This window comes from Pseudonocardia kujensis, assembly GCF_021283305.1.
In the GTDB taxonomy this organism is placed as follows: Bacteria; Actinomycetota; Actinomycetes; order Mycobacteriales; family Pseudonocardiaceae; genus Pseudonocardia; species Pseudonocardia kujensis.
In genome coordinates, this window is sequence record NZ_JAJSOK010000002.1 from 192,978 (window position 1) to 217,512 (window position 24,535).

Below are 24,535 nucleotides of genomic sequence, written 5' to 3' on the forward strand. Positions count from 1 at the left end.
GCTCAGCTCCCGCTGCTTCCGCCGGACTTCCCGCCCGACGAGGACGACCCGCCCGACGTGCCCTTCGACCCGCCGGAGGACGAGCCGCTGCTCACGCCGAGGCCGCCGCGCGAGATCGTCTTGCCCGACGGCGTGCGGACGGTCGCGTTCTGGGGCACGGTCGTGGTCCCGCCGGTGGCGACCTGGCCGATGTTGCCGGCGCCGCCGTAGTTGTAGTGGTACTGGCGGCCGCCGGCCCCGATGAAGATCGGGAAGAACCCGCCGCCCCCGTAGTAGGTGTTGTTGCTGGCCGAGGCCGGGGTGACGCAGTTCGCGTCGTCGACGACGACGTTGTTGTCGTCGACGCAGCGGGCCTGGACCTCCTCGTCGTCCGAGGACACGGCGTAGCCGACGGCGATCAGCGCGACCACGCCGACGACGACGCCGGAGCCGATCAGGATCCGCTTGCGCTTCTTCTTGCGCCCGGCCTCCTCCTCGGCCAGCCGGGCCTCCTCGGCGCGGCGGCGGGCACCCTGCTCGCGGGCGCGCTTCTCGGCCAGGGTGGGTTCACGGGGCGTGGTCGACGCGTCCTGCTCCGTCATCCGGCCGCGGACCCTCTCGACGGGCCGGGTCTCCCCGGTCTCGTCCGGCGGCCCGGGCTGGTCCCGGCCGTCGTGCTCCGTCATGCGTCCACCCCCGCCGCGCACCGTATCCGCTCCGGGCGTACGTGCGGAACCGCCCTCGGTCTCGGCTCGGTATCGACCCGACCAAGATCGTGACACCGTTCACCCGACCCGGGAGCCCTCCCGCCGCGCAGGATCACCGGATCGGGGTTCCTCGTCGTCCCCCGACGACACCTCGCAGCACGCTCCCGACCGATGACCGAGCGACGGCGGCACCGGATCGGGGTCGCCCGGACGGGGACGGCAAGATGGTCGGCGACATGGACGAGCTCCCCACCCCGTCCGGCGGCCGCTCCCCCCTCGCCGTCGCCGACCGCCCGGCCCGCTCCCCGCGGACGAGCCCGCCGCCGGCGGCACCCCGCCGGGGTGCGCGCCTGCCGGGCCGCCGCCAGGCGCGGCGGATCGTCGCGGCCGTCCTCGTGGGCGCCGGCGTGATGCTCGGCGTGGCCACGCTCGACACGGTCGCCGGCGCCACCGTGCCGGTCCTCGGCTCGCTGGCCGCGCTCCCCTCGCCCAACGGCACCTCGGCCGACGTCGAGGACATCCCGCCGCCGCCGACCACGCCCGGCACCTGCCTGAACTGGGCCCGGGCCGACGCCGCGGACACCGCCGTCGTCGACTGCGCGCAGCCGCACCTGTTCGAGCAGTCGGGGACCGTCCAGCTCACCGACCAGCAGACCCTGCCGGACGACGCGACCATGCGCCAGCTCGTCAACGAGCGGTGCACGCCGGTCGTGCTGCAGTACCTCGGCGGCAGGTTCGACCCGAACGGCAAGTTCCGGGTGGGCGCGCTCAAGCCGTCGCAGAAGAAGTGGGACGAGGGGGACCGCGAGCTGCGCTGCGGCGTGCAGAGCGCCTCGCGCTCCGGCGCGCTGTACCCGCTGAGCGGGAAGGCCGCCGACCAGGACCAGTCCGGGGTCTACGAGCCCGGGACCTGCCTGGCGATCGACGGGCCGCGGGTCGGCGACCCCACGGACTGCGCCGGGCCGCACGCGGTGGAGACGGTCGGCGTCGTCGACCTCTCCCAGAAGTTCCCGGGCGGTTTCCCGGCGGTGGGCGACCAGGACGGGTTCCTGCAGCCCGAGTGCAGCCGGATCGCGGGCGACTACGCCGGCGGCCCGCAGGTCATCACGGACAAGAAGCTCACCGTGTACTGGGACAACATCACCGAGGAGTCCTGGAACGCGGGCACCCGCAAGGTCAACTGCAACCTGGCGGCCCTGCTGCCGGACCGCAGCGGGTTCGCGCCGGTCACCGGGCCGGTCAAGGGGGCGGTGTCGGTGGGCGACCAGCCCGCCCCGCCGGCCACCACCACGCCGAAGCCGGGCGTGCCGGCCCCGCCGACGCAGTCCGGCGCCCCGACCACGGACCCGAGCGTCCCGCCGTCGTCGTCCGAGCCGGCCCCGCCGAGCGCCGAGGCGCCCCCGTCGGCGTCGGAGTCGGCGGGCCCGCCCGCCGCGCCGCTGCCCGAGGTGCCCGTTCCGGCACCCTGACGTCGTGGTGGAGATGAGCCGGACCCGGTTCGACGAGCTGGTGTCCGATGCCCTGGACACGATCCCCCGAAGGCTCACCGCGGCGATGGACAACGTCGTGGTGCTGGTCGAGGACCGGCATCCCGACGACCCGGAGCTGTTGGGCCTGTACGAGGGCGTCGCGCTCACCGACCGGACCAGCGACTACGGCGGGGTCCTGCCCGATCGCATCACGATCTTCCGCGACGCCGTGCTGGAGGTCTGCGCGACGGACGACGAGGTCGTGCACGAGGTCGCCGTGACCGTGGTGCACGAGATCGCCCACCATTTCGGGATCGACGAGCACACGCTGCACGAGCTCGGCTGGGGCTGAGCTGCGCCGAGCCGGTCAGGGGGCGTAGGCGCGCAGGAACGCGTCGACCCCGGTGGCGACGATCGCGTCGAGCTCCTCGCGCGGCAGCGGGAGCGCGCCGTGGAACGACCGGCTGGTCACCTCGCCCGCCGCCAGCAGCACGAGGTGGCGGGCGGTGCGGTGCGGATCCGCCTCCCGCAGCCGGCCCTCGGCCATGAACCGGGCGACGTGTCCCGTGAGCGCCTGCTGCACCCGGCGGGGCCCGGTCTCCTGCCAGGCCTCGAGCGCCTCGGAGGGGATGTGCAGCACCTCGGCCTGGATCTGCCGGACCAGCGCGAAGTGCTCGCGGGCGGTGGGCTGCGCGTGCGCCCGGCCGAAGGCGAGCAGCGCCGCCCCCAGTGCCTCCGGCCCCTCGGCGACCTGGCCGAGGTGGCGCTCCATCTCGCCGATCTGCTCCTCGGCGACCCGCTGCGCGCTCTCCTGGATCACCGTCTCGAACAGGGCGGCCTTGTCGCGGAAGTGGTTGTAGATCGTGCGCGTGGAGACCCCGGCCTCGCGCGCGATGAGGTCGATGCTCGCGCGCGTGTAGCCCTCGCGCGCGAACACCGCGAGCGCACCGCGGAGGATGGCGCGCCGCTTGTCCGCGAGCCCCCGCCGCGGCTGGCTCCCGACGGTCGTCACCCCGACTTCCTACCCGAGACAACGAGCGTTGTCACTTTGCCATGCACGTTGTACTTTACGGCCCGTGAACAGCGACATCAGGATCGGTATCGTCGTCGGCAGCACACGCCCGCAGCGGCGGGGCGCGATCGTGGCGGACTGGGTGCAGCAGGTCGCCGAGGCCCACGGCGCGACCGTGGCGCTCCTCGACCTGGCCGACTTCGACCTCCCGCTGCTCGACGAGCCGAGCCCCGCCCTCCACGCCACCTACACCCGCCCGCACACCCTGCGGTGGGCCACGGCCGTCGCCGCCTGCGACGCCTTCGTCTTCGTGGTCCCGGAGTACAACCACTCCTTCCCGGCCGCGGTGAAGAACGCGATCGACTACCTGTTCGCCGAGTGGAACGACAAGGCCGCCGGCCTCGTCGGCTACGGCGTGCAGGGCGGCGTGCGGGCCGTCGAGGCGCTGCGGCCGGTGCTGGCCGAGGTCGGGATCGCCGACGTCCGCACCCAGGTCTGCGTCGACCTCATGAGCGACTTCGTGCTCACCGGACCGACCGACGTCGGGCGCATCGCCCCGGCCACGCACCGGGAGGACACCCTGCGCCGGATGCTCGACGAGGTCACGGCCTGGGCGGGCGCGTTGCGAGGCCTGCGGGTGTCCGCGTGACGGTGTGGGACCGGGCAACCCGGAGGATCGCCGCGGTCGTGGTGCTGGGGGCGCTGCTGTCGATGCTCGACGCGTCCGTGGTCGCGCTCGGGCTGGAGTCGATGGCCCGCGACCTCGGCGCCGGCCTCGGGGCGGCGCAGTGGATCGCGCACTCCTACCTGCTCGCCCTGGCGGTGGCCCTGCCCGCGTGCGGGTGGCTGGGCAGGCGGATCGGCGCCGGCCGGCTCTGGGTGCTCGCGCTGGCCGGCTTCACGGTGGCGTCGGTGCTCTGCGCCGCCGCGCCGACCCTCGCGCTGCTCGTCGGGGCCCGGGTTCTGCAGGGGGTCGCCGCCGGCTTCCTGGTCCCGACGGGGCAGGCGCTGCTGGGTCAGGCCGTCGGGCCGGAGCGGCTCGGCCGCGTGATGGCCGTGCTCGGGGCGGTCGTCAGCCTCGGCCCGGCGCTCGGCCCGGTCGTGGGCGGCGTGCTGCTCGAGGTGGCGTCGTGGCCGTGGCTGTTCCTGGTCAACGTGCCGATCGGCCTGGTCGGGGTGGTCGCGGGGATGCGCGTGCTGCCGCGCGGGAGAGCCACGCGCACGGGGACGCTCGACGTCGTCGGCATGCTCCTCGCGGGCGTCGGGCTGTCCGCGCTGGTGTACGGCCTGACGGCGTGGGGCGAGCAGGGCGCGCCGCTGGTGGTGGGCGGCACGGTGCTCGGCGGCGGGATCGCGCTCGCCCTGTTCGTGGTGCACTCGCTGCACCGCGCGCACCCGCTCACCGACCTGCGGCTGTTCGTCGACCGGCGGTACGCCACCGCGACCCTGTGCAGCACGCTCACCGGTGCCTCGCTCTTCGGGACCGTGCTGGTCTTCCCGCTGCTCCTGCAGCTCGGCCGCGGCACCGACTCCGCCGGCACCGGCCTCGCGCTGCTCTCCTACGGGCTCGCGACGGCGGCCTCGACACCCCTGGCCGGCAGGCTCACCGACCGCTTCGGCGGCGGGAGGGTGGCCGTCGCAGGCTGTGCGGGGCTGGCGCTCACCGCGGTCCCCTTCGCGGTCGCCGACCCGGGACCCGGGCTCGTCCAGGTGCTGCTGGTGCTGCGCGGGATCGCGATCGGCTTCGCGGCCATCCCGCCGACCGTGGCCGCCTACGCCGCGGTGCGCCGGGAGCAGCTGCCGGACGCGACCACCCAGCTCAACGCCCTCCAGCGGATCGGCGGGGCGGTCGGCGGCGCACTGGTCGCCACCACCCTGGCCACGCTCTTGCCGCTGGGCGCGGGCCCGGCCTTCGCCGCGGTGTTCTGGCTGCTCGCGGGCCTTGGCGTGGTGGCGCTGGTCCCGGCGCTCCTCCTCGCCCGGCGGCGGGACCCGGTCCCGCAGGGCTGAGTACCTGCAGCGCGCGCCCCGACGGCCTCCGGGGGTGGCCGTCGGGACGGCGCCGGACCGTCAGTGGGCCTCGGGGGCCGCGCCCGCCGTCACGTCGCCGACCAGCGCGGGGCCGGAGTCCCACAGCTCCAGCGCCCACCCGGTCTCGACGGACCGGTCGCGGCGCAGCACCACCCGGCCGGCGTTGGGCACGTAGCGGGTCTCGGCGGTGTCGCCGAGCAGCGCGGCCGCGGCGAGCCGGATCGCGGCGCCGTGGCTGACCAGGACCACCATCCCGCCCGGACCGTGCGCCCGCTCGGTCTGCTCGACGATCCGGTCCACCGCGGGCAGGTACCGCGCGCGCAGGTCCAGCGCCGACTCCCCGCCGGGCAGGGCGCGCGCGAGGTCGCCGCCCCACCAGGCGTCGTACACCTCGTCGAACTCGCGGCGGGCCGGCTTGTCCGAGCGGCCCTCGAGCTCGCCCACGAAGATCTCGTGCACCCCGTCGACCACGGTCACGCCCAGCCCGTGGGCCAGCGCGACCGGCTCGGCGGTCTGCCGGGCGCGGATCGCGCGCGAGGCGTGCACCGCGCGGATCGGCCAGTCCGCGATCAGCTCGGCGACGCCCGACGCCTGGGCCCGGCCCGTCTCGTTCAGCGGAGCCCCGGGCGGGACGGTGTCCAGCGCCCGCGCGACGTTCGCGTCCGTCTGGCCGTGCCGCAGCAGGACCAGGCGCAGCTCGTCCTGCTCGGGCTCCTCGGGGGTCATGTCCACTCTCCGTTCCGCACTCCGGTCAGCCACTCCTGCGCCGCCCGGTACGCCGCGGCGTCGGCCCCGTGCAGCGGGACCGCGGGCGCCCCGACGCCCTCCACCGGCTCGGGCGCACCGACCGCCCGCGGGTAGGAGCCGAGGAAGCGGACGCGGTCGCAGCGGCGGTGCAGCGCGGCCAACGCCTCCCCCATCGCCGGGTCCGCCACGTGCCCGCTGCAGTCGAGGTGGAACCAGTAGTCCGCGTGCCGGTCCTTGATCGGGCGGGACTCGATGCGGGTCAGGTCGATTCCGCGCACGGCCAGCTCGGTGAGCAGCCCGAGCAGCGAGCCGGGGCGGTTCTCCGTGGTCAGGGCCAGGGTGGTGCGGTCGTGGCCGGTGGCCGGTGGCGGCGTGCCGGGCCGGGTGACGAGCACGAAGCGGGTGACCGCGCCGGCGTTGTCGGCGATGTCGTCGGCCAGGACCTCGAGCCCGTGCTGCTCGGCGGCCAGCGGCGACGACACGGCGGCGTCGACCTCGCCGCGCGCGACCTGCGCCGCGCCCTCGGAGGTCGAGGTCGCCACCCGGACCTCGGCCTCGGGAAGGTTCGCGGCGATCCAGCCGCGGGTCTGGGCGATGCCGTGCCCGTGCGAGGCGACGGAGCGAACGGCTGCGAGCGTCGTGCCGGCGCGGCCGAGCAGCACGAACTTCACCGGGATGACGGCCTCGCGGACGATCACCAGCGGCGGCTCCTCGACCAGCCCGTCGAGCACGGGCGGTACGGCGCCCTCGACGCTGTTCTCGATCGGCACGCAGCCGGCCTCGACGGTGCCCTCGCGCACGGCGCGGAGCACGGCGGGGTTACCCGGCAGCGGCACCAGCTCCGCGTCCTCGGACTCCGGCAGCGTGCGCAACGCCTGCTCGGTGAAGGTGGCGTGCGGGCCGAGGAAACCGATGCGGGATCGGGGACGGGGCACGATCGACCAGCCTAGGCCGTGTCTCTCAATCCGGCGCCGCCGGGCCCGGTGATCCACGTCGTTCCCGGCAAGGCAGCCGGGCCGCCCTCATACCGGGCGTATTCGGGTGGCCCGGCAACGCCGGCGGGGACGGCGTGGGCGCCGGGAGCGGTGGTGGCGGGTTGGGAGACACGGCCTAGTCGGGCCGCCGGCGGCCGCCGCGCTGCCCCGTCCCGACCAACGCGACGGGCCGGAGGGAGGAACTTCGCGGTCCGCGCGAACCGACGGCGCGCCCGGCCCGTACGTCAGGTCGGGGCGCCGCGCTCCGAGGGGAGCGGGGGATCCTCGGCACCGGCCGCCCCGGGGTCGCCGGACACCGCGTCCGGGGTCCGGCGACCCGCCGCGCCTACAGCAGGCCGAGGGTGGCGAACTCGCTGATCGACATCGGGTCGGGGTCGATCCCGCAGCAGGGGAACAGGCCGCGCACCGTGTCGACCGTGCGCCCGGACAGCGCCTCGGCCGCGCCGACCAGCGCCTGCCCGTCCGTCTCGCGGAGGGCGTCGCCGACGGTGCCCTCGCCGCCGGTGCCCAGCTCGCGGGCGACGGCGAGCAGCAGGTTGAGCACGCCGTGGCGGCCCCGGTCGGTCTCGTTCTCCGGCGCCGGGCGGACCGCCTCGCGCAGCCCGATCGCGGTGAACCCGTGCCCGGCCCCGACGGTGACCTGCAGGAACCGCTCGACCTCGGCGACCGACGGCACGTCCGACGGCCGCGGGCCGCCGCACCGGAGCTTCGGGGTGCAGCCGTGCTCGGCGACCCGCTGCACCGCGTCGAGCCACGCGTCGATCTCGTCCGCGCTGCCGCCGAGCGGGCGCCGCGGCTCGACGACCGGCGTGACCTCGTCCGGCACGAACTCCGAGACGCGCTCGAGCCAGACGGCGTCGACGTCCGGCGGCGCAGCGGTCTCGACCGTGCGCGGGGTCAGCAGGCTGGACCGGGAGAAGACGGTGGACAGCGCCTTCGGCACGGCCCCCAGCCCGGTGTCGACGACCAGCGAGAGGTCGACGGGCCGCGACGGGGCCGACCGGGCCAGCTCGGTGACCAGGGCGGGCAGCCGGGAGACGGGGCAGACCAGGTGACCGATCATGCCCCCGTAGGCCCCGTCGCGGGCCGACAGGTAGCGGGCCACCACCGCGTCGATGCTCGGGGCGACCATCCGCGGCTGGACGAGACTCGCGTCGTCGACCAGCCCGGCGAGCAGGGGACGGATCGGCCACGGGTCGGCGGAGGATCCCGAGGGCACGGTCGTCACGGGTACGCACGCTAACCCGCCGTTCACCCGGGCCCGACAAGGGGTGTCCGCTCCGCCCTGGACAGGCCCGTCGCCCAGCAGCTAACTTAGCCTCACCTAACTCGGAGGTGAGCTACGTGGGACAGACCCGGCTCCGGCGTCCGCCGGCACCTGCGGACGCCGAACGCGCCCGGAGCGTCGCGGCGCGCGGCGGGGAGGCGGCACTGGTCGGGACGGGCGGACCGGAGCCCGTCGTGCCGCTCGTGCACCACGTCCACGCCGACGGCTCGGCCGTCGTGCTGCTGCCCGACGAGTCGCCGGTCCTGGAGGCGATCCGCACGGCCGACCGCGGCGAGATCCCGGTCATGCTCGAGCTGACCGACCGCGCGCCGGTCGAGCTGCGCGAGCCGGTGCGCGCGCTGCTGTGGATCAGCGGCTGGCTCCGGCTGCCCGACCCCACGTCCGCCCGCCGGGCCGCCGTGCAGGTCGCCGACGTCGCCCCGCACCCGCGGCTGCTCGACCTCGGCCACGGCGCCACGCTGGTCAAGCTCACCCCCAGCTCGGCCGTGCTGGCCGATGCCGAGGGCACGGCCGCGCTCGCGCCCGTCGACCTCGCCGCCGCCCGTCCGGACCCCTTCTGTCGGATGGAGAACCACTGGCTCTCGCACCTCGAGGAGGCCCACCCCGAGGTCTTCGACGCGCTCGCACGCCACCTGCCCGCGTCGCTGCGCTGCACCCTGGGCGCGCGCGTCCGGCCGCTCGGGGTGGACCGCTGCGGGCTGCGGCTGCGGGTGGAGACGCCGGAGGGCGACCACGACGTCCGGCTCGCGTGGCCGCAGGAAGCCACGACGGCCGACGAGCTGCGCGTGCAGCTCGGGCTGCTGGTCGGGTGCCCGTTCCGCCAGGTCGGCGGCGACGCGCACGCGCAGGTCGACGAGGCCTGATCGGCCCCGGGTACGCGGTCAGCTCTCCTGCTGCAGGGCCCGCTCCCGCGCCTGCACCCGCTGGGTGACCTTGCGCTCGGCGATGAACGAGCAGACCGGGATCGTGCCGGCGAGCAGCACCAGCAGCGCGAACACCGGGGTGAACCGCGCGCGCTCGGCCAGCACCAGCGTGGCCACGATGTAGGCCATGTAGAGGAAGCCGTGCAGCATGCCGATGAGCGCCACCGGCCCCGGGTCGCCGGCGAAGTACTTCATCGGCATCGCGTAGAACACGAGCAGCAGCAGCCCGACGCCCGTGACGTAGGCGAACACGCGGTACAGCGGCAGCCGCCACCCGACGGGGCGCTGGGCGGTGGACGTCCTGGGGCTGGTCACGCCTCGACTCTAACCGCGCCGGCTCACCGCTCGTCCGCGGTCTCCCGGTCGCGCGCGGCCAGCCCGGCGAGCATCCGGTTGTACTCGGCCAGCCCGGGCGCCTCGCTGTCGGTGACGGGGGACGGCGCGGCGACCGGGCTGCGGGTGAACGGGGAGGCGTCCCAGGGCAGCGGGGTGTCGGGCGGGGTGTCGGGCGGGGTGTCGGGCGGGGTGTCGTCGGCCTCGGCGGCGAGCGCGGGCTCGGGGCGGGTCCTGCTCTCCGCGGTGTTCCCGGTCGTCGCGGGGGCGGGGAGCACGGGGCCACCGGCCGCCGGGGCGCCCCGGTGCTCGAGCAGGTCCAGGCGCAGGAACCGCCACCACATGTAGGCGAAGAACACGGCGAAGATGGGCCACTGGATGCCGTAGCCGACGTTCAGCGCGGACCCCATCGCCGATCCCGCGCGGTCCCACTGCCAGATCGCCGCGATCACGCAGCCGGCCACCGCGAGGATCGCCAGCAGGTGCCAGAGGATCCAGCGGGGGGACAGGACCACGCGCCACACGCCGACCAGGATACGCGGCCCGGCGACGGGCCCCGGCCGTCGTCGCCGCCGGTACCGCCCGGGCCGAGGTGCGCGAGCGGCACACCGGCCAACCCGAGGTGATCACCGTTCGGGACACCTTGGCGCCACATCCGGCACTCGACGGTCCCGGACGGAGATCATGGGGGGCACGTCGGCGGACGCGTGCGGTCGCCCCACTCCGTGATCACCGCTCGGGACAGCTCGGCGCCACATCCGGCCGCCTGCGGTCCCGGACGGCGATCACGGGCGGGGGACCCCACGCCGCCGGGAGCGGTAGCGTCGGCGGCGTGGCGGGAGGTCGGGTCGGGCGGTGGCTCGCGGCCCCGCCGTCGGACGTCGCGGAGGTCGCCGATCCCCGGGAGCGCCGGCTGATCGGGCTGGAGATCGCCGTGGTGCTCACGGTGACGCTCGGGCTCTCCGCGCTGCGCAGCGCCCTGTCCCTGATCGACGCGCTTCTCGCCCCCACTCCCCTGGCCGACCAGCAGGTCGCGCTGAACGCGCCGGCGGCGCAGGCGGACCTCGTCGATCTCGCGCTCCAGCTGGTCCGGGTGCTGCAGCTCGTCGGCTGGGGCGCGCTGGCGGCGTACCTGCTGCTCCGCGCCGGGTTCCCGCTCGCCCGGATCGGGCTCGACCGGACGCGCCCTGGGCGCGACGCCCTCGGCGCCGTCGGGCTGGCCGCGCTGATCGGCGTCCCCGGGCTCGGCCTGTACCTGCTGGTCCGGGCGCTCGGCGTGAGCCTCGACGTCGCCCCCAGCACGCTCGACGACGTCTGGTGGCGCACCCCCGTCCTGCTCCTCTCGGCGGCGGCGAACGCCTGGGCCGAGGAGATCGTCATGATCGGGTACCTGCTGACCCGGCTGCGCCAGCTCGGCTGGTCCGCCGACCGCTCGGTGCTCGCGGCCGCGGTGCTGCGCGGGGCCTACCACCTCTACCAGGGGCTGGGCGGGTTCGTCGGGAACCTGGTGATGGGGCTGGTGTTCGGGCGGGTGTGGCAGCGGACCGGACGCCTGTGGCCGCTGGTGGGGGCGCACGCGCTGATCGATGTCGTGGCGTTCGTGGGGTACGCCCTGCTGCCCGCGAGCCTTCGCCCCTAGCGGTCCTGAGGGTACCCTTCCCGGGTGTCCGACTCGAAGTTCCTCGCCCTGCTCAAGGACCAGATCCGCAGCGAGTTCACGGCCTCGCAGCAGTACACGGCCGTCGCGGTCTGGCTCGACGGGGAGGACCTCCCCCAGCTGGCCGCGCACTTCTACGCCCAGGCGCTGGAGGAGCGCAACCATGCGATGAGCATGGTCCAGTACATCCTCGACACGCACGAGCAGGTGCAGATCCCGGGGATCGACGAGGTGCGGAACGACTTCGCGACCGTCGAGGACGTCGTCGCGCTGGCGCTCGAGCAGGAGAAGCGGGTCACCGAGCAGATCACCACGCTGGCCCGCACCGCCCGGGACGAGGGCGACTACCTCGGCGAGCAGTTCATGCAGTGGTTCCTCAAGGAACAGGTCGAGGAGGTCGCCTCCATGTCGACGCTGCTCACCGTGGTGCGCCGGGCCGGGGACAACCTCTTCCACATCGAGGACTTCGTGGCCCGCGAGCTCACGAAGGGCCAGGCGGCGGACCCCTCCGCCCCGCCCGTCGCCGGCGGCCGCGTCTGAGAACCCGCGCTATGGAACCATAATGCGCGAAATCCGGCCCAGGAATCGCGTTATGGAACCATAATGCGCCAGATTTCGGCTCGAATGCGGCGGGTGAGGGTTCCCGCCGCGGTCAGCGGAGGGTGACCTGCTTGCCCGCGAGCGCGTCCCGGGCGCTGCGCTCGGCGGTGGACAGCTCGACCGTCGCGGCCAGCGCGTGCTCCAGGCGCGTCGCGAAGGCCACCGCGGGGGCCGACCACTCCTTGGCGTGCATCTCCCGGTCGACGTCCCACACCGGCACGAGCAGGCCGTGGGCACGGAAGGCGCCGGCGTAGCGGCTGCCCTCGCCGAGGTCGAGCTCGCCGGCCGCGTGGAGCCGGGCGAGGGCCGCCATGAGCGCGTCCTCGGCCTCCGGGCGCACCCAGCGCACGTGCGCCTTGGTGCCGGTGTCGACCCAGTACGCGGCACGGACGCCCTCCCCGCCGAGCGCCTCGGTCGGCATGATCACGGAGTTGGCACGCTCGATCGTCGCCGCGATCTCGGCGCCGGGCTCCTCGCCGTCCGCGGGCAGCCACCAGGCGAAGTCCTGGTGCAGCTCGAGGTCGAGCTCGGCGTCGGCGACCAGCAGGTCCTGCAACCGGACGAGCTCGCCCTCGCCCACCCCGGGCCCGACGACGGGCAGCGCGGACCCCGGCTCGGCCGCCTCGGCCCAGCGCAGCGCCTTCGCGAGGTCGGCGGACAGGTCGCCCGAGCGGGTCTGCACCTGCATGCCCAGCAGGATCTCGCCGTCGGGCCGGACGAGCGCGGCCGAGGCACCGGGCAGCACCGTGGCCAGCCGGACCGGGCGCTCGCCGCTCTCGCGCAACGGGAGCGGGGCGACGGCCGACGGCAGGAACTCGCGCATCGCGACGAGGTCCGGCTCGGCGGCGAGCCCCTCGAAGGGCCGGGTGACGATCACGTCGTCGCCGGCGCCGTGGCACGCCTTGTACCGCTTGCCGGACCCGCAGGGGCAGGGGCGGCGCGGGTTCTCGCCGGCGGCGGTGCTGTTCTTGTCGCGGTTCTTCTTCGCCATCAGGGCGCCACCGTAGCGCCGCCCGCGGCCCGCTCCGCCGCCGGTCCCGGGGCCCGCACGGCCACGAGCATCTCGCGCCGGACCGGGCGCGGCGGCTCCAGCAGGGCCATGAGGTGACGCAGCACCCGAACGGTGACCAGCGCGGTCGCCGCGGCGAGCAGGTCGAGCACCGCGTGCAGGACGACCCCGTCGGCCATGGCCTGCACGCCGCCGCGGAAGGACCACAGGAACGCGACGACGCCGAGCACCACCCCGGCGCCCCACATCGCCCACCACGCGAGCAGCAGCCGCGACGGGCGCGGGCGCTCCGCGGGCGGGCGGTCCAGCCCGGCGTGCTCGATCTCGGCGAGCAGCGAGCCCGGCAGCGACAGGTTGAGCCCGGGCACCACCCACCCGGCGACGACGGCGGCCGCGGGCCGGTCCGGCACGGTACCGGTCCGCTCGGCGGCGGCCTCGCGGGCGCGCAGCGTCCAGAGCACGATCAGCACCCCGCAGCCGACCAGCCCGGCGAGCGAGGCCCAGCCGCCGAACGCGACGGCGGCGTCGGAGAAGGCGACCGGCCCGGCGGGCAGCGCGTCGGACCGGCTCAGCACGAGCAGGACGTAGCGGAGGATCTCGGCGAGCCCGGCCACCACGGCGACGCCGGCCGTGACCCGCAGCAGCACGTCGAGCGGGTGCGCGATCCGGCGGGCCCGCTCCAGCGGCGACACGTGCTCCGGCTCGGGCTCGGCGCGCCACGGCAGCGGCGGGAAGCCCCAGCGCGGCACCTCGCGGTAGCGGGGCGGGCCGGTGTAGCGGAAGCGGGGCCGCACCGGCGGGCGCGGCTTCCCGTCCGGCGGGGGCTCGGCCACCCACGCCAGGGCGGCGAGGTAGCGGCCGCAGTACGGGCAGAACGGCCCGGACCCGGGCGGCGCGACCCGTCCGCACCGCGAGCACGCCGGCGGCCGGGCGGGGGTTCCGCCCGTGGCGCGGGCCGGCGGGGTGGGGCTCACACGTTCCCGCTCAGATGATCTCGGGGGTCCGGTCCGGGTCGGCGACGATCTCGCGGCCGGAACCCGCCCACGCCTGCATGCCGCCGTCGACGTTGACCGCCGGGTAACCCTGCTGGGCCAGGTAGGCGACGACGCGCGCGGAGCGGCCGCCGGAGCGGCACACCACGTAGAGCGGCTCGTCGCCGGGGATCTCGGCGAGGCGCTGGGTGAGCTCGGACATCGGCAGGTGCCGGGAGCCGGGGGCCCGGCCGGCGGCCCACTCGTCGGCCTCGCGGACGTCGAGCATCGCGGCGTCGGCCGGCAGGTCCGCGACGGGCACGGACGGAACGCTGGTCATGCCCCCATGATGGCACCCGGCCCCGTGACGGGCCGGTGAAAGGCCCCGGACCGGCCCGATCCGGTCGCCGGCGACGCGCCCGGCGGGCCGGCGGCGGGGCGAGAAGCACGAACGGCACCCCCGCCGCTTGCAGGGGTGCCGTTCGCGAGGGGCGGGTCAGGCGTCGACGGTGGCCTTCTCCGACCCGGCGCCGGTGAGCGAGCGGACCTCCATCTCGGCGTACTTCTCCGAGTTGAACCGCTCGCGACGGCCCACGAACGTGCCGATCACGCCGAGCAGGAACGACACCGGGATGGACACGATGCCCGGGTTGGACAACGGGAACCAGGCGAAGTCCGCGCCCTTGATCATCGCGGTCTCGCTGCCGGACACGGCCGGGGAGAACACGATGAGCACCAGGCAGACGGCGAGCCCGCCGTAGATGCTCCAGAGCGCGCCCATGGTGTTGAACCGCTTCCAGAACAGCGAGTACAGGATCGTCGGCAGGTTCGCCGACGCCGCCACGGCGAACGCCAGCGCCACGAGGAAGGCGACGTTCTGGCCGTTGGCCAGGATGCCCCCGGCGATCGCGACGATGCCGATGATCAGCGCCGTGCGGCGCGCGACCCGCACCTCGGCACCCGGCGTGGTCTGACCCCTCTTCACGACGTTGGCGTACACGTCGTGGGCGAACGAGGCCGACGCCGTGATCGTCAGCCCGGCGACGACCGCGAGGATCGTGGCGAAGGCGATCGCGGAGATCAGCCCGAGCAGGACCTCGCCGCCGAGCTGGAAGGCCAGCAGCGGCGCGGCCGAGTTGACCCCGCCCGGCGCCTTGGTGATCACGTCCGGCCCGACGAGCGCGGCGGCGCCGTAGCCCAGGACGAGCGTGAACAGGTAGAAGATGCCGATCAGCCAGATCGCCCACACCACCGACTTGCGGGCCTCCTTGGCCGTCGGGACGGTGTAGAAGCGCATCAGGATGTGCGGCAGGCCTGCGGTGCCGAGCACCAGCGCGATGCCGAGCGAGATGAAGTCGATCTTGTTCTTGTACTGCAGGCCGGGCGCCAGCAGCGCCTCGCCCTTCGACGACTTCTCCACGGCCCCGCCGAGCAGGGCCGAGAAGTTCAGGCCGTACTTGCCGAGCACCCAGAAGGTCATCACGAACGCGCCCACCACCAGGAGCGCGGCCTTGATGATCTGCACCCAGGTGGTGCCCTTCATGCCGCCGACCAGCACGTACGCGATCATCACGAGGCCGACGACGGCGATCACGATGCTCTGCCCGAGCTTGTTCGAGTTCGGGATCTGCAGCAGCAGCGCGATCAGCCCGCCCGCGCCCGCCATCTGCGCGATCAGGTAGAAGAACGACACGACCAGCGTCGAGGTGGCCGCGGCGGCCCGGACCGGGCGCTGCTTCATCCGGAAGCTCAGGACGTCGCCCATCGTGAACTTGCCGGTGTTGCGCAGCAGCTCCGCGACCAGCAGCAGCGCCACCAGCCATGCGACGAGGAAGCCGATCGAGTAGAGGAAGCCGTCGTAGCCGTAGACCGCGATGGCCCCCGCGATGCCGAGGAACGACGCCGCCGACAGGTAGTCGCCGGAGATGGCGATGCCGTTCTGCGAGCCGCTGAAGGAGCGGCCGGCGGCGTAGTAGTCCGAGGCGGTGCGGTTGCTGCGGCTGGCGCGGTACACCACCACCAGCGTGAGCAGCACGAACACCGCGAAGATGCCGATGTTCAGGCCGACGCTGCCGACCGTGCCCTGGGTCTGGGCGAGCTGCACCGTCACGCCTCCCCCTCGATCTCGTGGCGGATGCGCTCGGCCGCCGGGTCCAGGGTCCGGTCCGCGAACCGCACGTACAGCGTCGTGATCAGGAACGTCGACACGAACTGCAGCAGCCCGATCAGCAGGCCGACGGTGAAGTTGCCGGACAGCCTGATCGCCATGAAGTCGGGGGCGTACGAGGCCAGCAGGACGTAGACCAGGTACCAGATCAGGAAGAGCGCGCTCATCGGGAAGACGAACCGGCGCAGCCGGCGCCGCAGGTCCCCGAACTCGGGGCTCGCCTGGACCTGCTGGTAGATCGTGCCCCCGGCGCTTCGCTCACCGGTGGTGCTCATGAGTAGTCCTTCCGTGCGTGCCCGGCGCCCTCCTCCGGCGCCGGTGCCACTACAGGGCGAACGACTCGGATCGCCGATCGAGACGGTTCCGCGCTGAAACCGTCCGTGTCATCCTGATGACGGAGCGTGAAACCGCCCAGATCAGACGGAGGGCCGGCGCCCGCCCTCGACGGACTCGCGGAACAGCCCGAGCCGCTCGGGAGCGTGCAGCCGCAGCAGCAGGGCGTCCGTGTTGGCCGGCCGGTGCTTCCGCGTGGCCAGGCTGACCACGATCATCACGAGGAAGGCCAGGGGCACGGTGACGATCGCCGGGCGGTAGAGCAGCACGCCGAGCCAGCCGCTGCCGCCGATCCCGGCCAGGCTCACCGACACCGCCCCCGCCGAGAGCAGCCCGCCGGCGAGCAGTCCCGAGACGGCGCCGCGCGCGGTGAGGCCCCGCCACCAGATGCCCAGCACGAGCAGCGGGCAGAAGGTCGACGCGGCCACCGCGAACGCCAGGGCGACGGTCTCGGCGAAGTCCAGCCGGGCCACCCCGAGCGTGAGGGCCAGCGGCGCCGCGCCGGCCAGGACCGTGGAGATGCGTAGCCCGACCATCCGGCGGTCGGCGGCCACCGCGCGGTTGCGCAGCACGTCCGTGGACAGCACCCCGGCCAGGCTGACCAGCAGGCCCGACGCCGTGGAGAGGAACGCCGCCCACGCCCCGGCCGCGACCACGCCGCCGAGGATCGCTCCGGCGAGCCCGCTGCCCAGGACCGCCTCGGGCAACAGCAGCACCGCGGCGTCCGTGGGGCCGGCCACCAGCAGCTGCGGGGTGTAGAAGCGCGCGAGCGCGCCGATGAGCGTGACGAGCAGGTAGAACCCGCCGAGCAGGCCCAGCACGATCACAGCGCTGCGCCGGGCCGCCCGGCCGTCGGGGTTGGTGTAGAAGCGGCCCAGGACGTGCGGCAGCCCCATCGTGCCGAGGAAGGTCGCCACGATCAGCGAGTAGATGGCGAGCAGCTGGTAGGGCCCGCCGCCGGCCAGCGGGGTGAGCCAGCGGGCGTCCGTGGTCGGGCGGCCCGCCGACGTCGGGACCGGGGAGCCGGCGGGGAAGACCAGCTCCGAACCGGCGTCGACCTCGTGCCGGGTGCCCGCCTGCCACGTGAGCACGGTGTCCGGCGGCACGGCGGTGCCGTCGACGACGGCGCCCGCCGAACCGATCTGCACCCGGGTCGGCGAACCCGTCTCGAGCTGCACGTCCGTGTCGACGCCGACGGTGGTCCGCTCGCGGAAGTCCGGCGCCTCCGGCCGGTCGAAGTGGTGCCCGCTGTTGAGGAAGAACACCAGTGCGACCACCGCGGGCACGGCCAGGGCGGTGAGCTTGAGCCAGTACTGGAAGGCCTGCACGAAGGTCACCGAGCGCATGCCGCCGAACACCACGGTCAGCACCACGATCACGCCGGCCGACATCGTGCCGATCCACTGCGGCAGCCCGGTGACGACCTCGACCGTGAGCCCCGCGCCCTGCAGCTGGGGCAGCAGGTAGAGCCAGCCGATGACCAGGACGAACACGCTGCAGATCCGGCGCAGCGACGCCGAGCGCAGCCGCAGCTCGGCGAAGTCCGGCACCGTGTAGGCCCCCGAGCGGCGCAGCGGGGCGGCCACGAACAGCAGCAAGGAGAGGTAGCCCGCGGTGTAGCCGACGGGGTACCAGAGGGCGTCGACGCCGTCGCGGAGCACGAGGCCCGCCACCCCGAGGAACGACGCCGCGGACAGGTACTCGCCGGAGATCGCCCCGGCGTTGGCCGCCGGCTTGACCGTGCGCGAGGCGACCAGGAAGTCCGAGGTCCGGCGGGACCGGTGGCCGATCATCCCGATGGCCGTCGAGGCCACCGCGACCAGCAGGATCGCGGTGAGCGCAGCGACGGCCGTCGCGCTCACGACGGTTCCCGGAGCACCCGGTCGCGGGTGAGGCCGAGGCGTTCGGGGGCGTGCAGCTGCAGGAGCGTGTGCTCGGCGTCGACCGGCACGCCGCGCCGGGTCGCCCGGCTGACCACGACCATCGTGAGGAACGCGAGCGGCACGGCCACGGCGGCGGGCCGCAGCAGCAGCACGCCCACGGCCCCCTCCGGCACGGTCCCGGCCAGCGCGAACCCGACGCCGACGGCGGACAGCACCCCGCCCACGAGCAGGCCGGCCGTGGCCCCGGTCGGGGTGAGCCCGCGCCACCACACGCCGAGCACGAGGAGCGGGCAGAAGGTGGCGGCGGAGACCGCGAAGACCAGCGGCACCGTGAGAGCCAGGTCCAGCCGCGCGACGAGGAGGGCGGTCGCCACCGGGACGATCGCGGAGAGCAGCGCGGCGAGCCGGAAGTCCCGCAGCCTGCCCTTCAGCACATCGGTGAACAGTACGCCGGCGAGGCTCACGACCAGGCCCGACGACGTCGAGAGGAAGGCCGCCGCGGCCCCGGCGGACACCAGCCCGCCGAGCAGCCAGCCCGCCCAGCCGTCGCCCAGCGCGGCGGTCGGGACGAGCAGGACCGCACCGTCCGTACGGCCGTCGACCAGCAGCTGCGGGGTGAACGCGCGCGACAGCAGCCCCATCAGCGTGACCAGCACGAACACCCCGCCGATCATCGCCAGGACGACGACGGTGGTGCGGCGGGCGGCCCGGCCGTCGGGGTTGGTGTAGAAGCGGACCAGCACGTGCGGCAGGCCCATCGTGCCCGCGATGCCGGCGACCAGGATCGAGTAGATCTCGAGCAGGTCGAGCGGCCCGGACCGCGGTTCCAGCCACGCGCGGTCCGTCGCGGGGGTGCCGACCGGGACGGGGACGCCGGTGCCGGCGGCGAACCGCAGCTCGGTCCCGGCCTCGACGGTGTGCAGGCCCGGCGACCAGAGCAGCGGGCCGTCGACGGTCGCGCCGTCGACCTCGCCCCGGGCCTCGAGCGGGGTGTCCGCGACGACCTCGAGGTCCACGGGGGTGCGGACGTCGATCGTGGTCGCCTCGGGGAACTGCGGCGCGACCGGCCGGTCGAGCTCGCGGTCGCTCCCCACGAACAGGGCGAGCGCGACGAGCGCGGGCACGGTGAGCGCCGTCAGCTTGAGCCAGTACTGGAAGGCCTGCACGAAGGTGATCGAGCGCATGCCGCCGGCCACCACGCACAGCACCACCAGCACACCCGCACCGAGCACCCCGACCCACGAGGGCAACGAGGTCAGCGTGGTGAGCGAGAGGCCGGCACCCTGCAGCTGCGGGAGCAGGTAGAGCCAGCCGATCAGCAGCACCAGCGCGGTGCACAGCCGGCGCAACCGCGGCGAGTGCAGCCGGGCCTCGGCGAAGTCCGGGATCGTGTAGGCCCCGGAGCGGCGCAGCGGGGCGGCCACGAACAGCAGCAGCGCCAGGTAGCCCGCGCAGAAGGCGATCGGGTACCAGAGCGCGGTCGCGCCCTCGCGCAGCACCAGACCGGCGATGCCGAGGAAGGTGGCGGCGGACAGGTACTCGCCGGAGATCGCCGCGGCGTTGGGCACCGCACCGACGGTGCGGGAGGCGACGAGGAAGTCCGAGGTGCTGCGGGCGACGCGCACGCCGAGCGAGCCGATGACGACGGACGCCACGCCGACGAGGGCGATGGCGACCAGCGCGATGACGGACGGGGTGGGCAACGGGGAGCTCTCTGGGGAACGGGCGGGGGCGGGGGTCAGTCCTGGACGTGGTCGGCGAAGTTCTGCTCGACCCGCTCGGCGGCCCTGGTGTGCCGCCAGCCCAGGGCCAGCAGGAACGGGTAGACGAGCACGCCGAGCAGCAGCCAGGGCAGCCGCAGCCCCAGCACGTCGACCCGGCCCAGCTCGGGGTAGAAGGCGAACAGGACGGGCAGCACGCCGAGCACCAGCAGGGCGAGGCCGCCGTAGCGCAACGCGACCGCGAGCTGGCTGCCGATCAGGTTCGTCCGCAGCAGCTCGCCGACGGCGGTGCCCTCCTGGACGTCGACCACGGTGCGGACGGTGCGGGCCACGCCCTTGCGCTCGGACAGCACCACGCGGACGCGGCGCGGGACGCCCTCGGGCTGCTCCTCCTCGACCGGCCGGAACCGCGCGCCGACGGGCCGGCCGGGGCCGGTGTCGCCGGTGGGCGCGGTCGGCGCCACGGCGGGCGAGGGGGCGCCGGCGGTGCGGGCGGAGAGAGGGAGCCTGCTCGCGGGGTCGACGGCCGGCGTGGCGTCGGTGGGCGCGGCCGCCGCGAGCGGCGCCCGGGCCTGCTCGAACGGCGGCTCGGGGTACCCGGGGTCGTCGGCGGGGACCGGGGGGACGACGCCGACGTCCGTGCGTTCGGCGTCGGTGTCCGGTATCGAGGGGCCCGGAACCGGGGGGCCCGGCATCGGGCGCGGGAGCCCGGGGTGGGTGCCCGGCGGCGCCGTGGGGGCGGCCGGGGGCGGCGCGGAAAGCGCACGGGACGGCGGTTCCGGGGTGAACTCACCGGTGAACGCCGCCGGGTACTCGCCGGCGGGAGGCCGGGCGGCAGGCGGCCGCGCGCCGAGGGAGTCCGGCGCGAGCGCGGGCCGGCCCGCCCGCGACAACGGGCTGCCGGGGGCGCCGCTCTGCCGCATCCCGCCCGGTCCGGCCGGCGGGCCCTGCGGGTCCGGTGGGGGGCCGGGTCGGGGCCCGTCGCCCCGCGGGTCACCCCGGCCGTCGTCGTAGACCTCGGGCGGCGGCACCCGCAGGGGCACGCTGGCCGGGCCCAGGACGCGCTCGAACCGCTCGACCTCGGGGTCGTCGAAGGGGCCGTCGTCCGCGTCGTCGTCCTCGTAGTCGGGGTAGGCCGTGTAGTCGGGCGTCCCGGCGTCGCGGGAGAACCGCGCCCGCAGCTCGCTCACGCCGAACTGGTCGGTGTCCGCCTCGTCCCGCGCGTGCCGGCCGCGGCCGGAGCGGGCGTTGGCGTCCATCCGCCGGCGCATCTCCTCCTGCAGCCACAGCGGCCCGGAGTCCTCGGTGCCGGCCGGCGCGCGCCGGCGCCGGTCGGACCCCTCCCCGTCCCCCGGGTCGGGGCTCATCGACGGCGGAGTGCCGTCGACGGCAGCACTCATGCCTCCTCCGCGGGAAAGAGTGCGTCGTCGGGGTTCACCTCTGGCTCCACGCCTGCTTCGTCGCGCGGACCAGGCGGTCCTTCAGCTCACGGGTGTGCCGGCGGGAGACGGGCAGCTCCGCGGTGTCGGGGCCGGAGCCGACGCGCACCACGTAGCCCGACCCGGACAGCCGCAGCTCGGTGACCAGCGGCAGCGCGACCAGGAACGAGCGGTGGATGCGCACGAACCCGGCGTCGCGCCAGCGGTCCTCCAGCACGGACAGCGGGATGCGGACCAGGTGGCTGCCCTCGGTGGTGTGCAGCCGGGCGTAGTCGCCCTGGGCCTCGACGTACCGGACGGCCGAGCGGGGGACCAGCTTCGTGGTACCCGCCAGCTCCACGGGGATGACCTCGTCCTCGTCCCGCTCCTGCGGGGCGTGCTCGACGGGGGCCGCGGTGGCGCGGTTCGCGATGATCCGGTCCAGGGCCGCCGCCAGCCGCTCCTCGCGCAGCGGCTTGAGCAGGTAGTCCTTGGCACCGACCTCGTAGGCGTCGACCGCGCGGTCGTCGTGCGCCGTGACGAAGACGACCTCCGGCGGCTGGGCCATCGAGGAGAAGACCCGGGCGAGCTCCAGGCCGTCGAGCCCCGGCATGCGGATGTCGAGGAAGACGACGTCGACGTCCGTCTTCTCCGCCACGCGGGTGCCGGCGGCCGGGTGCGGGGCACCCGCGGCGCGGGCGGCGTTCGCGGCGTGCACGCTCTCCCGGGAACTGCGCGCATTGAGGATGCGGAGGGCCTCGGTGGCGTCCGAGGCCTTGAGCACCTCGCCGACCCGCGGGTCCTCGTTCAGCAGGAACGCCAGTTCTTCGAGAGCCGGCTGTTCGTCGTCCACTGCGAGGACGACCAGACCTCCGGAGCTGTCGGTGCTGTCCACGATCTCCTCATCCTGCGTTCCCGGTGCGCGGCCGGGCGCGCACCTCGTCGGTGGCGGCCCCCGGCCCTGCCGACCATGGTGACGGTGATCGGTGCGGGATGCCAGGGCATCTCATCAATCTGCGACCGATCGGCTACTGATCGAACGGGTGAGGACCGGGGGTTCTCTCGGGCTCGCCCACCGCCGGCGAGGCTACAGACCGTAGCGCGCCCATGTCGCCCTGATGTCGACCGCCTGGACCAGCCCCAGCGCGGCGTCCGCCGCACCGCCTGCACCGAGGTCCCCGAGCCGGGCCGCGGCCGGGGCGCCCAGGCCCAGCCGGGCGAGCAGCGGCTTGCGTCCCTCGACCGGGGCCAGCTTCGCCTCCGGGAAGCGCTCCGTGAGCACGGACCGCGCCGTGCCCAGGCCGTCGACCAGGCCGAGCTCGACCGCCCGCGCGCCGGTCCACACCTCGCCGGTGAAGAGGTCGTCACCGCCGGTCAGCCGGTCACCGCGGCGCTCGGTGACCCACTCCCGGAACAGGCCGTGCAGCTCGTCCTGCAGGCCGCGCAGCCACGCGACGTCCTCGTCCTTCTCCGGCAGGAACGGGTCGAGCCGGGACTTCGACCTGCCCGCGGTGTGCAGCCGGCGCTCGATGCCGAAGCGCTGGATGAAGCCCTCCAGCCCGAACCCGGAGCTGATCACGCCGATCGAGCCGACGATGGAGGTCGGGTGGGCGTAGATCTCGTCCGCCGCGCAGGCCAGCCAGTACCCGCCCGAGGCCGCGACGTCCTCGCAGAACGCCAGCACCGGCACCTCGTGCTCGTCCGCGAGCCCCCGGATCCGGTCCGCGACCAGCGCGGACTGGGTGGGCGAGCCGCCGGGCGAGTTCACCAGCAGCCCGACGGCCACGACCCGCTCGGTGCCGAACGCCCGCTCCAGCACCTTGTCCGTGGACGCCGCGTTGATCACCGCGCGCGGCACCGGACCGGGCTGCGGCGAGATCACGCCGTGCAGCCGGACGAGCGGGACCACCGGGGCGTCGCCCTTCTCGCCGAGCCGTCCGGGAAGGCGCGAGGTCAGGCGGTCGGGCAGGCGGAGGGCGTCCATGTGCTCACGCTACCGATCCGAACCGGCCGCAGCCGTGGTCGTCGTGGGCCCCCGCGCGCCCGTCCCGCGCGCCGGGTCCGCCGCGCGGATCCGCTGCCTCAGACCCGGATGCCCGCGCGGAACTTCGGCACCCGCAGGGTGATCTTCATGCCGGCGCCGACGGCGGTGTCCACGACCAGGCCGAAGTCGTCGCCGAAGGCCGAGCGCATCCGGTCGTCGACGTTGCCGAGGCCGACGTGCGCACCGGAGAGGTGGGCGTCGTCGAGGTCCTCGGTGAGGCGGGCGGGGTCCATGCCCACGCCGTCGTCCTCCACGATGATCACGCACTCGGCGCCGGCGTTCTCGGCGGTGATCGTGATGGTGCCGCCGTTGGGCTTGCCGGAGAGCCCGTGCCGCACCGCGTTCTCCACCAGCGGCTGCAACGCGAGGAACGGCAGCACGACGTTGAGCACCTCGGGCGCGATCTGCAGCTTGATGTTGAGCCGGTTGCCGAAGCGGGCCTTCTCCAGCGCGATGTAGCGCTCGATGTTGGTGAGCTCGTCCGACAGCGTCGTGTACTCGCCGGCGGTGCGGAACGAGTACCGGGTGAAGTCGGCGAACTCGATCAGCAGATCGCGGGCCCGCACCGGGTCGGTCCGGATGAAGCTCGCGATGGTGGTCAGCGCGTTGTAGACGAAGTGCGGCGAGATCTGGGCCCGCAGCGCCCGGACCTCGGCCCGGTTGAGCCGGGCGCGCGACTCGTCGAGCTCGGCGAGCTCGAGCTGGCTGGACACGTACCGCGCGACCTCGGCGGTGGCCCGCAGCAGCACCGGGCCCGCGGTCAGCGTGGTGAGCGCGGCCAGGGTGCCGATGATCGCGCCGTCGCTCTCCAGCGGCACCACCACGATGCCGCGGACGTCGCAGCTCGGGTACTGGCAGGCGATGGCCGAGTGCGAGAGCACCTGCTGGCGGCCGGTGGAGATCACCTGGTCGGCGAGGGCCACGACGTCGGGCTTGTGCTGGTCGGCGTCGCCGTCCCAGGCCAGGACCTCGCCCCGGGCGTCCGTCATGGTGAGCGCGCAGGTGTCCAGCAGCGTGCGCAGGTAGGGCAGCGCGTACGCGGCGGAGTTGGGGTTGAGCCCGTCCCGCAGCGCGGGCGCGGCGAGCGCCACGGTGTGCAGCGTGGAGAAGGTGGCCCGCTCGAGCGGGCTCGCGAAGGTGTGCCGGCGGGCCCGGCGCACCAGGAGCACCACGATCACCACGACGAGTGCCACGATGACCGCCGCGAGGACGAGCACCAGCGGCGAGGCCAGCACGTCCGCCACGGTG

25 protein-coding genes are annotated in these 24,535 nt (G+C 74.8%); 7 read left to right on the top strand and 18 right to left on the bottom strand.

The features are described 5' to 3' along the window. Positions 1 to 2: 2 nt before the first annotated feature. Entirely contained in the window at positions 3 to 665 is a 663-nt protein-coding gene (locus LWC35_RS02555; RefSeq protein ID WP_232868224.1) for a hypothetical protein, read from the bottom strand. 257 nt (positions 666 to 922) lie between these two features. Between LWC35_RS02555 and LWC35_RS02560 the strand changes: the two genes are divergently transcribed. Both LWC35_RS02560 and LWC35_RS02565 read left to right on the top strand, forming a co-directional pair. Continuing rightward, positions 923 to 2,155 (top strand): septum formation family protein, encoded by a 1,233-nt coding sequence (locus tag LWC35_RS02560; RefSeq protein WP_232868225.1) that lies wholly within the window; start codon positions 923 to 925, stop codon positions 2,153 to 2,155. A gap of 13 nt (positions 2,156 to 2,168) precedes the next feature. After that, positions 2,169 to 2,507 carry a metallopeptidase family protein gene (locus LWC35_RS02565; protein ID WP_232868316.1) on the top strand — a complete coding sequence of 113 codons (339 nt, stop codon included), beginning with the start codon at positions 2,169 to 2,171 and terminating at the stop codon, positions 2,505 to 2,507. Positions 2,508 to 2,522: 15 nt separating this feature from the next. On the opposite strand, the gene LWC35_RS40070 is transcribed toward LWC35_RS02565, so the two are convergent. Next, a complete protein-coding gene (locus LWC35_RS40070; protein ID WP_232868226.1) occupies positions 2,523 to 3,167 on the bottom strand; it encodes a TetR/AcrR family transcriptional regulator in 645 nt (214 codons plus the stop codon). Between the two features lie 64 nt (positions 3,168 to 3,231). Here LWC35_RS40070 and LWC35_RS02575 point away from each other — a divergent pair, with 64 nt between their 5' ends. Together LWC35_RS02575 and LWC35_RS02580 are read left to right on the top strand one after the other, a co-directional pair. Further along, positions 3,232 to 3,816 carry an NADPH-dependent FMN reductase gene (locus tag LWC35_RS02575; RefSeq protein ID WP_232868227.1) on the top strand — a complete coding sequence of 195 codons (585 nt, stop codon included), beginning with the start codon at positions 3,232 to 3,234 and terminating at the stop codon, positions 3,814 to 3,816. Then, entirely contained in the window at positions 3,813 to 5,177 is a 1,365-nt protein-coding gene (locus tag LWC35_RS02580; protein ID WP_308194443.1) for a DHA2 family efflux MFS transporter permease subunit, read from the top strand. The genes LWC35_RS02575 and LWC35_RS02580 overlap by 4 nt, the downstream gene beginning before the upstream one ends. Positions 5,178 to 5,237: 60 nt before the next feature. Here the strand turns inward: LWC35_RS02580 and LWC35_RS02585 are convergent, their stop codons facing one another. From LWC35_RS02585 to LWC35_RS02595, 3 genes are all read right to left on the bottom strand, one after another. Then, on the bottom strand, positions 5,238 to 5,924 hold the full coding sequence (locus tag LWC35_RS02585; protein ID WP_232868228.1) for a histidine phosphatase family protein: 687 nt from the start codon (positions 5,922 to 5,924) through the stop codon (positions 5,238 to 5,240). Next, the gene (pheA, locus tag LWC35_RS02590) at positions 5,921 to 6,880 is read right to left on the bottom strand and encodes a prephenate dehydratase (RefSeq protein ID WP_232868229.1); all 960 of its coding nucleotides are present in this window, start codon (positions 6,878 to 6,880) and stop codon (positions 5,921 to 5,923) included. The genes LWC35_RS02585 and pheA overlap by 4 nt, the downstream gene beginning before the upstream one ends. Before the next feature lie 385 nt (positions 6,881 to 7,265). Beyond that, complete coding sequence (locus LWC35_RS02595; protein WP_232868230.1) at positions 7,266 to 8,168, bottom strand: hypothetical protein; 903 nt, start codon at positions 8,166 to 8,168, stop codon at positions 7,266 to 7,268. A 116-nt stretch (positions 8,169 to 8,284) separates the two neighbouring features. Between LWC35_RS02595 and LWC35_RS02600 the strand changes: the two genes are divergently transcribed. Continuing rightward, positions 8,285 to 9,091, top strand: a complete 807-nt coding sequence (locus LWC35_RS02600; protein WP_232868231.1) for a DUF2470 domain-containing protein — start codon at positions 8,285 to 8,287, stop codon at positions 9,089 to 9,091. Between the two features lie 18 nt (positions 9,092 to 9,109). On the opposite strand, the gene LWC35_RS02605 is transcribed toward LWC35_RS02600, so the two are convergent. Beyond that, positions 9,110 to 9,466 carry a DUF3817 domain-containing protein gene (locus LWC35_RS02605; RefSeq protein ID WP_232868232.1) on the bottom strand — a complete coding sequence of 119 codons (357 nt, stop codon included), beginning with the start codon at positions 9,464 to 9,466 and terminating at the stop codon, positions 9,110 to 9,112. 23 nt (positions 9,467 to 9,489) lie between these two features. Then, on the bottom strand, positions 9,490 to 10,008 hold the full coding sequence (locus tag LWC35_RS02610; RefSeq protein ID WP_232868233.1) for a hypothetical protein: 519 nt from the start codon (positions 10,006 to 10,008) through the stop codon (positions 9,490 to 9,492). Between the two features lie 308 nt (positions 10,009 to 10,316). Between LWC35_RS02610 and LWC35_RS02615 the strand changes: the two genes are divergently transcribed. Together LWC35_RS02615 and LWC35_RS02620 are read left to right on the top strand one after the other, a co-directional pair. Beyond that, positions 10,317 to 11,123: a CPBP family intramembrane glutamic endopeptidase gene (locus tag LWC35_RS02615; RefSeq protein WP_232868234.1), complete on the top strand. Its 807-nt coding sequence runs from the start codon at positions 10,317 to 10,319 to the stop codon at positions 11,121 to 11,123. A gap of 24 nt (positions 11,124 to 11,147) precedes the next feature. Then, positions 11,148 to 11,681 (top strand): ferritin, encoded by a 534-nt coding sequence (locus LWC35_RS02620; RefSeq protein ID WP_232868235.1) that lies wholly within the window; start codon positions 11,148 to 11,150, stop codon positions 11,679 to 11,681. A gap of 112 nt (positions 11,682 to 11,793) precedes the next feature. On the opposite strand, the gene LWC35_RS02625 is transcribed toward LWC35_RS02620, so the two are convergent. The 11 genes from LWC35_RS02625 to LWC35_RS02675 form a co-directional block, all read right to left on the bottom strand. Beyond that, positions 11,794 to 12,732 carry a DUF5926 family protein gene (locus LWC35_RS02625; RefSeq protein ID WP_232868236.1) on the bottom strand — a complete coding sequence of 313 codons (939 nt, stop codon included), beginning with the start codon at positions 12,730 to 12,732 and terminating at the stop codon, positions 11,794 to 11,796. After that, entirely contained in the window at positions 12,732 to 13,724 is a 993-nt protein-coding gene (locus LWC35_RS02630) for a DUF4328 domain-containing protein (protein WP_232868237.1), read from the bottom strand. Before LWC35_RS02630 ends, LWC35_RS02625 begins: the two co-directional genes overlap by 1 nt. 10 nt (positions 13,725 to 13,734) lie before the next feature. Then, complete coding sequence (locus tag LWC35_RS02635; protein WP_232868238.1) at positions 13,735 to 14,061, bottom strand: rhodanese-like domain-containing protein; 327 nt, start codon at positions 14,059 to 14,061, stop codon at positions 13,735 to 13,737. 156 nt (positions 14,062 to 14,217) lie between these two features. Beyond that, entirely contained in the window at positions 14,218 to 15,831 is a 1,614-nt protein-coding gene (locus tag LWC35_RS02640; protein WP_232868239.1) for a monocarboxylic acid transporter, read from the bottom strand. After that, entirely contained in the window at positions 15,828 to 16,163 is a 336-nt protein-coding gene (locus LWC35_RS02645) for a DUF485 domain-containing protein (RefSeq protein WP_232868240.1), read from the bottom strand. The genes LWC35_RS02640 and LWC35_RS02645 overlap by 4 nt, the downstream gene beginning before the upstream one ends. Before the next feature lie 141 nt (positions 16,164 to 16,304). After that, positions 16,305 to 18,083, bottom strand: coding sequence for a sodium/solute symporter (locus LWC35_RS02650; RefSeq protein ID WP_232868241.1), 1,779 nt, complete (start codon positions 18,081 to 18,083; stop codon positions 16,305 to 16,307). After that, positions 18,080 to 19,807: a sodium/solute symporter gene (locus LWC35_RS02655; RefSeq protein ID WP_232868242.1), complete on the bottom strand. Its 1,728-nt coding sequence runs from the start codon at positions 19,805 to 19,807 to the stop codon at positions 18,080 to 18,082. Before LWC35_RS02655 ends, LWC35_RS02650 begins: the two co-directional genes overlap by 4 nt. A 35-nt stretch (positions 19,808 to 19,842) precedes the next feature. Then, positions 19,843 to 21,225 (bottom strand): hypothetical protein, encoded by a 1,383-nt coding sequence (locus tag LWC35_RS02660; protein WP_232868243.1) that lies wholly within the window; start codon positions 21,223 to 21,225, stop codon positions 19,843 to 19,845. 34 nt (positions 21,226 to 21,259) lie between these two features. Further along, complete coding sequence (locus LWC35_RS02665; RefSeq protein ID WP_232868244.1) at positions 21,260 to 22,138, bottom strand: LytR/AlgR family response regulator transcription factor; 879 nt, start codon at positions 22,136 to 22,138, stop codon at positions 21,260 to 21,262. Between the two features lie 192 nt (positions 22,139 to 22,330). Continuing rightward, entirely contained in the window at positions 22,331 to 23,227 is an 897-nt protein-coding gene (locus LWC35_RS02670; protein ID WP_232868245.1) for a S49 family peptidase, read from the bottom strand. A gap of 98 nt (positions 23,228 to 23,325) precedes the next feature. Further along, the gene (locus LWC35_RS02675) at positions 23,326 to 24,531 is read right to left on the bottom strand and encodes a sensor histidine kinase (RefSeq protein ID WP_232868317.1); all 1,206 of its coding nucleotides are present in this window, start codon (positions 24,529 to 24,531) and stop codon (positions 23,326 to 23,328) included. Positions 24,532 to 24,535: the final 4 nt, after the last annotated feature.